This window comes from Streptomyces sp. NPDC007164 (assembly GCF_040634135.1).
In the GTDB taxonomy this organism is placed as follows: Bacteria; Actinomycetota; Actinomycetes; order Streptomycetales; family Streptomycetaceae; genus Streptomyces; species Streptomyces sanglieri.
In genome coordinates, this window is sequence record NZ_JBEYFB010000064.1 from 20294 (window position 1) to 32058 (window position 11765).

The 11765-nt window shown below is 69.2% G+C and carries 11 protein-coding genes; 6 read left to right on the forward strand and 5 right to left on the reverse strand.

Translation table 11 applies throughout. From position 1 onward, the window contains the following. Positions 1–23: 23 nt before the first annotated feature. The 3 genes from ABZ622_RS37775 to ABZ622_RS37785 are packed head-to-tail and all read right to left on the reverse strand — an operon-like array spanning position 24 to position 3290. The gene (locus ABZ622_RS37775) at positions 24–1118 is read right to left on the reverse strand and encodes an NAD(P)-dependent alcohol dehydrogenase (RefSeq protein WP_360551247.1); all 1095 of its coding nucleotides are present in this window, start codon (positions 1116–1118) and stop codon (positions 24–26) included. Positions 1119–1120: 2 nt separating this feature from the next. Next, complete coding sequence (locus ABZ622_RS37780) at positions 1121–2527, reverse strand: aldehyde dehydrogenase family protein (protein WP_360551225.1); 1407 nt, start codon at positions 2525–2527, stop codon at positions 1121–1123. Positions 2528–2534: 7 nt separating this feature from the next. After that, on the reverse strand, positions 2535–3290 hold the full coding sequence (locus ABZ622_RS37785; RefSeq protein WP_360551227.1) for a (5-formylfuran-3-yl)methyl phosphate synthase: 756 nt from the start codon (positions 3288–3290) through the stop codon (positions 2535–2537). A 769-nt stretch (positions 3291–4059) separates the two neighbouring features. Between ABZ622_RS37785 and ABZ622_RS37790 the strand changes: the two genes are divergently transcribed. Beyond that, entirely contained in the window at positions 4060–4563 is a 504-nt protein-coding gene (locus tag ABZ622_RS37790) for a DUF4232 domain-containing protein (RefSeq protein WP_360551229.1), read from the forward strand. Between the two features lie 520 nt (positions 4564–5083). Next, positions 5084–5548 carry a suppressor of fused domain protein gene (locus ABZ622_RS37795; protein ID WP_360551231.1) on the forward strand — a complete coding sequence of 155 codons (465 nt, stop codon included), beginning with the start codon at positions 5084–5086 and terminating at the stop codon, positions 5546–5548. A gap of 67 nt (positions 5549–5615) precedes the next feature. On the opposite strand, the gene ABZ622_RS37800 is transcribed toward ABZ622_RS37795, so the two are convergent. Beyond that, entirely contained in the window at positions 5616–6218 is a 603-nt protein-coding gene (locus ABZ622_RS37800; protein ID WP_360551233.1) for a hypothetical protein, read from the reverse strand. 175 nt (positions 6219–6393) lie between these two features. Between ABZ622_RS37800 and ABZ622_RS37805 the strand changes: the two genes are divergently transcribed. Beyond that, complete coding sequence (locus tag ABZ622_RS37805) at positions 6394–6828, forward strand: hypothetical protein (RefSeq protein ID WP_360551235.1); 435 nt, start codon at positions 6394–6396, stop codon at positions 6826–6828. 251 nt (positions 6829–7079) lie between these two features. After that, entirely contained in the window at positions 7080–7670 is a 591-nt protein-coding gene (locus tag ABZ622_RS37810) for a helix-turn-helix domain-containing protein (protein ID WP_360551237.1), read from the forward strand. A gap of 14 nt (positions 7671–7684) precedes the next feature. On the opposite strand, the gene ABZ622_RS37815 is transcribed toward ABZ622_RS37810, so the two are convergent. Next, positions 7685–8704, reverse strand: coding sequence for an SMP-30/gluconolactonase/LRE family protein (locus ABZ622_RS37815; RefSeq protein WP_360551239.1), 1020 nt, complete (start codon positions 8702–8704; stop codon positions 7685–7687). A 195-nt stretch (positions 8705–8899) separates the two neighbouring features. On the opposite strand from ABZ622_RS37815, the gene ABZ622_RS37820 reads away from it, so the two are divergent. Then, positions 8900–10735: an NAD(P)/FAD-dependent oxidoreductase gene (locus ABZ622_RS37820; RefSeq protein ID WP_360551241.1), complete on the forward strand. Its 1836-nt coding sequence runs from the start codon at positions 8900–8902 to the stop codon at positions 10733–10735. A gap of 237 nt (positions 10736–10972) precedes the next feature. Beyond that, positions 10973–11533, forward strand: coding sequence for a hypothetical protein (locus ABZ622_RS37825; RefSeq protein ID WP_360551243.1), 561 nt, complete (start codon positions 10973–10975; stop codon positions 11531–11533). The last annotated feature ends 232 nt before the right edge of the window (positions 11534–11765 follow it).

Sequence of the window (11765 nt, forward strand, 5' to 3'; positions counted from 1 at the left end):
GGTGGCGCGATCATCAACGGCTCCTACCCCTCCGGAATCAGGACGGGTTTGACCACACTGCCCGCGTCGCAGTCGCGTTCGGCGTCGTTGATGTCGGCGAGTGGGTACGTACGAATCAGCTCGTCGAAGGGAAAACGCCCGGCCTGCCACAGCTCGGTCAGCCGCGGAATCATCAGTCCCGGCACCGCGTCCCCCTCGCAGATGTGGGAGATCCTCCTGCCCCGGTCCAAAGTCCCCGGTTCGAGCGGCAGCGCGGTACGGAGCCGTGCCACCAGGCCGAGGTGACCGGTCGGGCGCAGGGCCCGCAGCGCGTCGTTGATCAGTTGGACGGAGGCCGTTGTGTCGAGTGCGTACTGTGCGCCGCCGTCGGTCAGTCGTCGGATCCGGCCGGGCAGGTCGGCCGATGCGGCAGGCAGCGGGATCGCTCCGAACCGTTCGGCGAGAGCCAGCCGTTCGGGGGTCCGGTCGACAGCCACGGTCACCGCTCCGGAGGCGGTGGCCGCCATCACCGCGGCCAGGCCCACCGCTCCCGCGCCGAGAACCGCGATGGTGTCGCCGGGCCCGGTGCCGAAGGAGTTGAAGACCGCTCCGGCGCCGGTGAGGAATCCACAGCCGAGCGGCCCGAGCAGTTCGATGGGCAGCGAGGGGTCGGCCCGGACGGCATTGCGGGCCGGGACCACCGCGTACTCGGCGAAGGAGGACTGGCCGAACCACCGAGGGGCCAGTTCGTCCCCGGCCGCGTCGGTGAACCGCGCGACCTTCTCCTTGCGCCCGCCGAAGAGGTTGAGCGAGGCGAAGGAGTCGCAGTGGGCGGGGGCTGCGTTCATACAGTTCCGGCAGTGTCCGCAGGAGTCGAAGCTCAGCACGACGTGGTCGCCGTTGCTCAGGCCGGTGTGCGGGCCACCCGTCTCCACCACGACCCCGGCCCCCTCGTGACCGAGAACCGCCGGCAACGGTGAGCGGCCCGCCGAGTGCCGGACCGCGAGATCGGTGCGGCACATCCCGCAGCCCGCGATCCTGACCAGGATCTCGCCATCGGCCGGTCCCCTGTTCAGGATCACCTCCTCGACAGCGAATCGGCTCTCGTACGAGCGCAGTACGGCCGCGCCGAACCTCATCGTCATGCCTCCTCCGGGCGGTGCACGACGAACGGTCTGAGGTTCCCGTAGAGCCCCCAGGGCCCGCCCGCGACGCCGACGCCGCTCTCCTTGATGCCCGCGAAGGGCTGGGCGAGGGACAGTTCGGCGTGGTGGTTGATCCACGCCGTCCCGCACTCCAGCCGGTCGGCCACCGCTTCGGCCCGGTCGAGATCGGTCCCCCATACCGAGCCGCCCAGCCCGAAGCCGGTGTCGTTGGCAGCCTCGACGGCTTCGTCGAGGCTCCGGTACGGCAGCACCGGCAGAACCGGACCGAACTGCTCGTCCGTCACCACCGGACTGTGGGACGGGACATCGGCGAGAATCGTCGGGGCATGGAAGTAACCCGGTCGGTCCAGCCGGTGGCCACCGGCCGCGGCTCGGGCGCCGTCCGCCAGGGCTCGGGCCGTGTAGCGCTCGACCCGGGCCAGTTGGGGGATGTTGTTGACCGGACCCAGCTGTGTGCCAGGGTCGTGGCCGGATCCGACGACCGTGGTCTTCGCGCGCTGCGCGAGGGCCTCGACAACGTCGGAGTAGAGCCGGGCCGGCGCGTAGACGCGCTTGACCGCCATGCAGACCTGCCCACAGTTGCGGAACGCCGCCCAGAACAGCCGGTCCGCGATCCGCTCCACATCGACGTCCTCCAGCAGGATGGCGGCATCATTGCCGCCCAGCTCCAGTGTGACGCGGCCGAGCGACGCCGCCGCGCCTGCCGCGACGGCCCGTCCGGTGGGAACCGAACCGGTGAAGGTCACGTGGCGAATCCCCGGATGGGAGACCAGGCGGGCCCCGAGGGGTTCCTGACCAGTGATGATCGTGAGTACGCCCTCGGGGAGGGCGGTGGAGATGACGGATCCCAGCAGCCGTGTGGCGAGGGGCGTGAAGGGCGAGGGCTTGAGCACCACCGTGTTGCCTGCGGCGAGCGCCGGCGCCAGCTTCGCCGACGCCAGTTGGAGGGGGAAGTTCCACGGGACGATCGCGGCAACGGGCCCGAGCGGTCGCCAGCGGATCTCGCTGCGTACCGGGCGGCCGTCAGTGATGGGCCGGGGCTCGGGGGCCAGTTCGGCGAAGTAGCGCAGGCGGGCCGCCGTGCGGGCGATCTCCGCGTACGACTCGGACAGGGGTTTGCCCTGTTCACGGGTGAGCAGGGAAGCGAGCTCCGCCCCGGCAGCCTGCGTGGCGTCAGCTGCCGCGAGCAGGGCGGTGGCGCGGGCGCTGCGGTCGGTCCGCCAGTCGCGCCAGGCCTCGTGGGCTCGGCCGACAACGGCGTCCAACTCGTCCGGCTGCTGGTCGGGGGCCTCCTCGAAAGCCTCGCCCGTCGCCGGATCGAGGATCGCGAAGCGGCCGCCGACGGTGCCGGGCGATGCCTGATGGGGCCGGCCTGTCGCCATGCCGCGGTCAACTCGTCGTGGTGGCGGCAGCCGTGTGTTCCCGGGCATGCCGGTCCATCTCCGCCCGGAAGGCTGCCACCAACTGCGGCTGAATCCTTCCGGTGGTGCGGTCGCCCCCCTCGCAGACCGCTCCGCGCACCCCCACGATGTCCGTGCCGATGCGGGTCAGCGTGCCGAGGTCTCCCACCTTCACACTGCCCGCGAGTGCGGCGAGCAGCCCGGCCTCGTGGGCCCGACGGACGAACTCCGCGCAGACCTCCGGCGGTACGTGGTCGAACAGCCTGGTCCCGTCCTTGACCGCGGTGTCGAGCATGGCCGCGTCAGCACCGGAGCGGAGGGCGATGTCGGGCAGTGCGAGTGGGTTGACGCTACCGATCCGGTGGGCGTCGGCGTAACCCGAGGCAACGACGAACGCGTCCGTCCGGTAGTCCTTGACCGCCCGGACGACTCCCCGCATGACGTCGATGGCCTGTTCGGGCGTCGTGCATCCGTAGAGGCCGACCTTGATGTACGTGGCTCCGGAGACGGCCGCACCGAGCGCCGCCTGGGCCACCGTGCCCGGCTTGTACGGGACGTCGCCCACAGTGGCGGACACCGGCTTGTCCGCCGGGACCGCGCCACGGATCTCCTTGATGACCCACGGGAAGTTCGCGCCGAGCGAGCCCTCGTCGGGCTTCTTGACATCGACGATGTCGAGGTGGTCCGCCGCCTTCGCGCAGTCGAGGGCTTCCTCGACGCTGTCCGGGGAGATGAGAAGCAACAATGTGGACTCCTTCCACCGATGTCCACCTGGCCGAGAGGCAGGTGGGCAATCGGTGTCGCCTGGATCCCTTGCGGTCGGCTCATCATTGCCAGGGTCCGTGACCACCGGTAGGGCGCGCGGAGTCCCAACGGTGTTGCCTCGGCGATTCCAGTGCGCCGTGCACGCCGGTGCGCCGCGCACGCCGGTTCAAGCGGGCACGTGGTTCGAATCAGCACACGCCGGTCCGCGGATGGCCCGGCCGTTCACGGGCGGTTCGCTGCTCAGGTCGGCTCGAATCCGGTCGGATCGCAGATGTCCACTCAGCTCGAATCCGGCCGGATCGCGGGTGTCTGCCCGGCTCGAAACCCGGAGGCTCCCGCCACCTTCTTCGCCGCGCGCGAGACCGTACGCCGTTGCCGGACCGGTCGGGCAGACCCGCCCAAGGGTCGTCGGTCCGACGAGGCCCTTCCGCCGAAGGCCGGGGGCCATCCCGTCGATGGGCGCGGCGTACCACGTACCGCAACCGGACAGGTCGGCGGCCTTCCAGCGCCCCGAACCGAGGCGGGCCCCGGGGCGGACGACAGCCTCCTGCCCCGGGGCGCAGGAGGCGGCGGCCGGCGGGCGCGGGCGTCCCAGGCCGTCGCCGGCCCGGCACCGATGTGTGGTGGTGGCCATCATGGCCGTGACGATCCTGGGACATTCCCGGCGAGCGAGACAGGGCACAGATCAGACCGACCATGGCTCCGGCGGAGAACAGCCGCGGGGCCATCGAGCAAGGCAAGGAGTGCTCATGCATGTCAACCGCAGGACCGCCATCACCCTCATCGCCATGCTGCTGGCCGCCGCGGCCCCCACAGTCGCACAGGCTTCCCCGGCGGCGGAAAGCGGCACTGCCCCCTCCGCATGCCGTCCGGCCAATCACACGGCGAAGATCACCGATGCGCCCGCCAGCGCTGGACACCACCACTACCGCGTCACGCTGATCGCGCCGCGCGGGTACGACCCCTGCGAACTGGCCGGTTCGCCGACCGACGTGCGGTTCTCCGACCACGGCTCGCAGACTCGGCTCACCGCCGGCCGCTACGGCGACCAGCACTCCGCGGTGACGTTCGGCCCCGGCCACCCGGTGCACTTCGACATCCAGGTCCCCAACGACGCCCGCCAGGTCTCCGCGGACGAGGCGTCCTTCACGCTCCAGACCCCGGACGGGCAGATCCCCGGCACGTCCTTCGCCCAGGGCACGCTGAAGGTTGCCACCGGAACCCTCATCGGCCCGCTGCGGCAAGGGGCCTGACCGCCCCTCCGCACACACACCCAGAGCGGACACCACGGCAAGAAGCGGTTGCCGTAGGCCGGTCTTCCTCCCACAGACGGTCTGTGTGCCGGTGCCGATGTCGGCGCCGATGCCAGTTCCCGTGGGCAGGCCATCGTCGGGTTTCTCGATCAAGCACGATCAGCCGCCTGGAGTCGGCACATGCGTTTGCCCGACACAACACAATGAGGCCGCCGGCCCCGTCCGGAACGGAGCCGGCGGCTGTCGGGACCGCTGTCGGACACGGCCGAATCCCCAGCGCGAGACGTTGGAGACCGATGGATCGGGAATGTTCGCGAGAGACGGCGCCGGCGCAACTTCTACGTACTCGTTGCGGAGTGCTACTGACGATGCCCCGGTGGCGCCCGGATGCGGGTGATCGTGCAGGCTGGTGACATGGCCAGTCGCGTGGAGAAGTACCTCTCCCATCTTGATCGTCTCTCCGGGGGAGCGTGAGCCGCGGTTCTTCCCGGTCCAGTCGACCGGACAAGGGCTGGGTGGTGTGACGGAGATCGTGTACGACGGCCTACCAGAAGGGCTTCTCACGGCGCTCACCTACGGCTTGTCGTTGGCAGAACACCCGGAGTGGCAGGCCGGCTCGCCCGAACTCTGTCTCAGTGTGAACTCGGCCAACGTGGTCTGGGCACACGCGGCGGGCTTCCTCGCCGAGCAGCTCCGTGGCACGTGCCCCTTCAGCTACGGCAGCACCATTGACTTCGGCGAACGGATCGTGCCCGAGTCACAGATGACGGCATTCTGCGTGTACGCACCGATGGTCCTCGAAAGAGAGGACTACCTGGGCATCGACGTCGGCCCTCCGGGACACGAGGGGCACGACGTCATCAACATCCAGGGGATGTACCCCATCCACGAGGTGGAGCGGCAGTTCATCGACGAGCAAGGGCTTGAGGCCTTTTGGAAGAGTGGCTGGGAGCCCACCGACGTGCTGCGTCGCCCCGCAGTCTGATCCGGGGGCCTTCCCCACACCACGGCCCAGGAGCTCGGCGGCCCGGCACTGGACGTGGGCGGCTTCGTCAGACAGTGGGAAGTCGGTCCATCCAGGCGTCGAAGAGGTCCAAGTCATAGCGTTCGCGCCTCTTGCCCGACAGCGGTTCCTCGGGCCACTTCCACACGACGCGTCCTGGATCCACGGCGTTCAGGGCTTCATACCACTCCTTCAAGGGAGCAGCCAGAAGGACATGCTGCTCGAAGTTCCGGCGTGCGCGGGTAGCGTCACCAGCCCGGTGCGTGCGAAGGACCGACTCGGACGGGACAACACAGGCAACCAGGTCGGCGATGCCGAGTGCCTTGTGTTTCAGGGAGTCGCGGACGAGCGTCAGCTGGCAGGTGAACGCGTCAGCATTGGCGTCCAGGCCTGCCCGCGCGAGGGTCCATGCGTAGTGCAGCTTGAGCGGATCGGTATCGCAGACCGCGATACGCTGCGCACCCTCGTCGTGGACGGCCTCTGCCCACCTCTCTTCGTTACGGCGCACCCAGAATCGGCTCGTCTCTTCAAGAGACGCCGCGTCATCCGGTCGAAGATGCCCGTCAAGTTCGCACACCACCTTCGGAATCCGCAGTGAGCTGACGTAGTGGCTTTTTCCTGCGGCGCTGGGCCCCTCAGCTACATAGATCATCCTGTCAGTCTCGCGAACGAAGCGCCCAGCCGCGTCTCGCGCGGCCGTGTACCGGTGCGTACCCCTTACCTCTCAGTCCACAACGCCCCGCCCGTACGGGAGAAATACCTGCCCCCAGCGTCATCTGCAAGCACGCTTTAAGCTCTCCCTTGATTCGAACGGGAGGGGTGGAAGCGTGGCGATCTGGGGACTGGTCATCGAGACGACCGTGGGAGTCGGGGAGCGCAAGCACGCGGAGGCGTACGTGCTGACGCATGCGGAAGGCACGCGCGAAGAGGCTCTGGAGGAGTTGGAGCGGCGTGCCCGGATACATACGCCGGAGCACCCTAGAAGTCCGAAGCGCCGTCGGCTCTTCCGGGAACGCGATGGCTTCCTTCTGGTGATCGACGGCGCCTGGCAGTCGTTCAGCACGCGGTTCACGGTGGCGGAACTGCTGGACGACAGCGCCGCACCCACCCCTCCTCCACCGCCGGTGGAGGTGGCCCCACCTGAGGCCGAACCGGACCCGGCGGACACGGTGCCGCCTCCGTCGTCGACGCCGCCGGTGGAACGCGATGTGGACGGAGTGCCGGTGCGGCCTGCCTGGTGGGGCCGTTCCGACCTTCCGTGACGGCTGAATGCACCGGCTGAAAGCACCCCGTCGGACCTCTGCCGGACGCCTCGGCGATGTACTCGTACTGGCCCCACCGTGCCAACTGCGCCCACTGCGCCGCAGGGCGACGATCGGGGCCTCCAGACATCGTCCGAGCCCCGATGATCGTCCGATGCCCAAGCCGGCGCGGCCTCCCGGCTGCCGCGTACTCGTCGCCGGCGCGGACAGGGGAAGGCCGGCCGTGACTGCCCGGCCGGTACGCTGCCGGAGTGATGGAGCACACCGAGCAGGAAGGGCGGCGACCCGCGAACGACGGGCCGAAGGCAGCCGCCCGTAACCGGGCCGCCCTGGTCGCCGCTGCCCGGGAGATCTTCGCTGAGCATGGTCTGGAAGCGCCGCTGTCCGCGATCGCACGCAGGGCCGGGGTGGGGCAGGGCGTTCTCTACCGGCACTTCCCGGACCGGACCGCCGCGGTGGCTGCGGTTCTGGAGGAGAACGTGCGGCAGGTCGAGCAGGCGGCCGACGCCGAGGGGGCGACGTTCGCCGATGTTCTCGGTGTGCTGACCTGGCACCTTGCGGAGTCAGCGGCTTTCATCGGTCTTTTGCATGCCGACCGGGCGGGCAGCCGCTCCGGCATCCGCGCGCATGCCATGGTCCTGTCCGAGCGCGTCGAGCGTGCTCTGCGAAGCCATCTGCCCGACAGTCATCGGCTCAGTGCCGCGAACGACCTCGTGCTCGCGGTCGCCATGGTCTCCGCGGCCGTCATCGGCCCCACCCGCGGGGAGCGGGAACTCCGGGCGCTGGCCGCCTGGCGGCTGCTCGATGTCGAGGTGGGACCGGTGCGGGCCTTCGGTGGATGAGTGGAGGCCGGGTGTCAGCCGCCGTTGGACTGCGGGATGCCTTCCGCGAGCGCATCGAAGCGGTACAGGTATCCCCCGGCCGGACCACTCACCGTCATGTACGCCTTGGTCCCGCCGGGCGTGATGGCCACGTTCGTCGCCGACTCCAGCCCTTCGGTCCGTGCGGGAAGTTCGACTGTCGCCAGTCGCTCACCGTACCGGTCGTACACGGCCATCGCGGCCCGGCCGTGCAGCCCCTGGTAGAGGTTCCCGTCCGCGTCCACGGCGATCGAGTCGGTCTGGGCGATCCCGCCGTCGACGCGGATGGCCGTGTGCCGGGAGGTCACCTCGCCCTTCGCGTCGAGGCGCAGGTAGGAGATCCGGTTCTCGGTGAGTTCGCTGAACCACAGCCCGCGGTGGTCCGCGTCGAACGACACCCCGTTCGGCGCGGCCAGGTCCTGGGCCAGAACGGTGGCCGTCGTGCCGTCGCGGCTGATCCTCACCACCCGTCCGTGCGCCTCGCCCTCGGACAGGCCGTGTGAATCGCTGACGTACAGGTTGCCCTCCTGATCGAAGGCGATGTCATCGGGATTCATCCGCGCTCCGTCGACCTCGCCGGAGAAGAAGGTCCGCTTGTCGCCGCCCCCGGGGGCCAGGCTCACGACCTCGCCGTGGGCGAAGTCGCTGAGGTAGAGCCGTCCGTCGTACGGGCTGAACTGCGCCGAGGTGTACGCACCCCGCCCGTCGGTGTGGACCCCGCGGGATGTCTTCTTCCCGACGTCGACGCGCATGACCTTGGGCTTGCCCTCCGGCGCGGTGACATCGACGACGAACAGCCCGCCGTCCTTGCCGAACGTGGGACCTTCCAGCAAGGTCATCCCGGTCTCGCTGTGCACCTGGGTCAACTGCATCAACTTCTGCGCGCGGATGGTCCTGCCCGTGGAGGCGGACGCCGCCGCCACCTCGGGATCGCCGCTCTCCGTACCGCATCCGGTCAGCACCAGCGTGCCGATCGTGGCGAGCGCGGCAAAAGATCGGGCCGAAAGTCGCTGCATGGGTGATCACCTTTCCTGTCCGCTGCGCGGGTTCCGAAGGCCAGGGGGTACGTAGCGCACCGGAGGCGTGAACGGGTCCTGGCCGAGTTTCGCTGTACCGCCGAGCTCCAACCGGACACCACTGTCCGGTAGTTGCTACCGTAGCGGACGGCCGCCCGCTCGGGGTGGCCCCACCGACCAGGATCGAGGCTCCGCATGACGACCCCTCACGCGCCGGCTCCCCACGAGCTCGCCGCACTGAGGCACCGCTACCGCCTCGAACGCGAGCGGCGCGTCCGCCCCGACGGTGCCGCCCAATACCGCGACGCAGACGCCGAGTTCGGCTATTACGCCGCCGACCCGTACACCGACGGGCCGGCCGAGCGCGACCCCCTCCACGACACCGTCGATGTCGCCGTGATCGGCGGCGGGTTCGGTGGCATCCTCGCCGGGGCGCGGCTACGGCAGCAGGGCGTGGAGCGCGTCCGGATCGTCGACAAGGGCGGCGACGTCGGGGGCACCTGGTACTGGAACCGGTACCCGGGCGTCCACTGCGACATCGAGGCGCACGTGTACCTGCCGATGCTCGACGAGACGGGATACGTACCGGAGTGGAAGTACTCCCCCGGTGACGAGATCCGCCGCCACGCGATGCGGATCGCGCACGAGTTCGACCTCTACCCTGATGCACTGTTTTCCACCGCGGTCACTGCTCTGACCTGGGACGAGACTTCCGAGATGTGGATCGTTGCCACGGACCGCGGTGACGCCTTCCGGGCCACGTATGTCGTCACCGCAACAGGCACCCTCACCGACCCGAAGCTCCCCGGGATATCCGGCATGGAGGACTTCAAGGGCCACACCTTTCACACTTCTCGGTGGGACTACGCCTACACCGGCGGCACTCCGGAGGGCGGCATGAGCGGCCTCGCGGACAAGCGGGTGGGCGTCGTCGGCACCGGCGCCACCGGCATCCAGGTCATTCCACTGCTGGCCGAGGACGCCGCACACCTCTACGTCTTCCAGCGCACCCCCTCGACCGTGGACGTGCGGGCCAATCGCCGCACCACCGCAGGCGACGTCGGCGCCGAGCGCGAGGGCTGGGCCCACGAACGACGCGAGAACTACCTCCGCATCGTCTCCGGCGAACCGGAGGACAGGGATCTCGTGGCTGACCAGTGGACCGCCTCGGCAGGCCTGCTGGAAAAGCTCCTGCCGAGCTTCCGGCGCCAGGGCGACCGGAAGACCTTCGAAGCCGCCTACGAGGTGGCCGACGCCGCCAAGATGAACGAGCTGCGCGCCCGCATCGAGCAGACCGTCACCGACCCGGAGACGGCCAGGAAGCTCCAGCCCTGGTACCGCTACGCCTGCAAGCGCCCCACGTTCTCCGACCTGTACTACCCGGCGTTCAACCGCGACAACGTCACCCTGGTCGACACCGCGGACACCCACGGCATCGAGCGCATCACCGAACACGGTGTAGTGGTCGGCGGCACGGCGTACGAACTGGACTGCCTGATCTTCGCCACCGGGTTCAGCGTCGGGACCTCCGGCATTCACTCCGGCAAGCTCCCCGTCCAGGGCCGGGGCGGCATCCAGCTGCTGCACACCTGGGCGCAACGGGGCCCGCGCACACTCCACGGCCTCACCTGCAACGGCTTCCCGAACCTGATCCAGCTGGGCCCCCTCCAGAACGCCAGCAGCGTCAACTTCACCCACATTCTTGACGAGCAGGCCGTCCATGCTGCCGCCCTCATCGCGGCCGCCGAAGCCGAGGGTGCCCTCATCGAACCGTCCCGGAAGACCGAGGACGCCTGGCTCGCCGTACTGGCCGAGGACGCCCCCGACCACGAGTGGTTCCACGCCGAGTGCACCCCCGGCTACTACAACCGCGAAGGACGCGGCCGGCCCAACGGCCCGAACGCCTACCCGCACGGCGCCGTCGCCTTCCACCAACTCCTGAAGCAGTGGCGCGACGAGTCCGTGGGTGAAATCCTCCAGGCCAGGACTGCCCCTCGACGTCACGCGGCATCACGTCCGAAATCTCAGTAGCCCGTCGCCGGACGGTTGAGGATGCATTCGGTCACGTCGCTCACGATCTTCCGCTTCTTCGTCTGCTTGTCCGGGTACTGATGCCGAAATGCTCCTCGACCCGAGCGACGGTCATTCCGCCGCGCTTTCGGCGGGTTCGAGTGACGGGAGTTGAAGTGGACGTGCGCCGCCCCGGGTGCGCAGCCGGCCGTACTGGACCCGAAGGCATTGTCCGAGGTGGTGGGTACGATCCCGGGCATGCGTCTTGAAGATCAGCTGGACAGACTGGCGGAACTGGGGCTGCCGCTCGCGGCCGGCCGGACCGTGGACGAGTTGCTGTACTCGTGGCCGCGGGAGGCGTACGAGCTCAAGCCGTTCGACCTGGTGCTGTTCGCACTGGGCTGTGCGGTCGAGGACGAACCGTGGGAGCGGTGGTTCTGCAACCAGGCATGGCACTTCGATGCCGAGTGCGTCCGCGGCCAGGGTTCGTACGTGGCGATCGCCAGGCAGCTGTGCCGGATCTCCGGCCTGCCGGACGCGTTGTCCGGCCTGCGGGACCACGTCGACCTCGGCACGGAGGAAGCATGGATCGAGTACACGGCCGACGGCCGGCGGGTCAACTGGCCCATCGAAGTCAGGGACGACTGGGCCGACCTGATGGTGGTCGGCTACCTCATCGACGAGTTGGAACACGGGGACCGCCGATTCCACGTCCGGCACAACGGCCAGGCCATGACGCTCTTCTTCCTCGATGACGACGCGGCCGGACGACTCAACACACTCGCCGGGGAACAGGTAATCTCCCCGTTCCCCGGGTAACGGGCCCGCTGCCACCGCCTCACCGTCCTGGTGCTGGGTTCCCGGGCGCCCGGTGGCGCAGTGTCTTCGGCCACTTCGCCACTTCGGCCACTTCGGTCACTTCGCCGCTTCGGCCATGACCGCAGGACTCGGCAGAACTAGGGCCTGTTTCTCGGATCTCCTGACAAGGGTGGGGTGTTGAGGTCAGGGTGGTGGGATGGGGCGTGGGGATCTGACGAATGCGGAGTGGGAT

Excerpts from the sequence above, each read along its gene's own strand:
- ABZ622_RS37815 (WP_360551239.1), bottom strand. The coding sequence starts at position 8,704 with ATGCAGCGACTTTCGGCCCGATCTTTTGCCGCGCTCGCCACGATCGGC.
- ABZ622_RS37800 (WP_360551233.1), bottom strand. The coding sequence starts at position 6,218 with ATGATCTATGTAGCTGAGGGGCCCAGCGCCGCAGGAAAAAGCCACTAC.
- ABZ622_RS37775 (WP_360551247.1), bottom strand. The coding sequence starts at position 1,118 with ATGAGGTTCGGCGCGGCCGTACTGCGCTCGTACGAGAGCCGATTCGCT.
- ABZ622_RS37820 (WP_360551241.1), top strand. The coding sequence starts at position 8,900 with ATGACGACCCCTCACGCGCCGGCTCCCCACGAGCTCGCCGCACTGAGG.
- ABZ622_RS37790 (WP_360551229.1), top strand. The coding sequence starts at position 4,060 with ATGCATGTCAACCGCAGGACCGCCATCACCCTCATCGCCATGCTGCTG.
- ABZ622_RS37780 (WP_360551225.1), bottom strand. The coding sequence starts at position 2,527 with ATGGCGACAGGCCGGCCCCATCAGGCATCGCCCGGCACCGTCGGCGGC.
- ABZ622_RS37825 (WP_360551243.1), top strand. The coding sequence starts at position 10,973 with ATGCGTCTTGAAGATCAGCTGGACAGACTGGCGGAACTGGGGCTGCCG.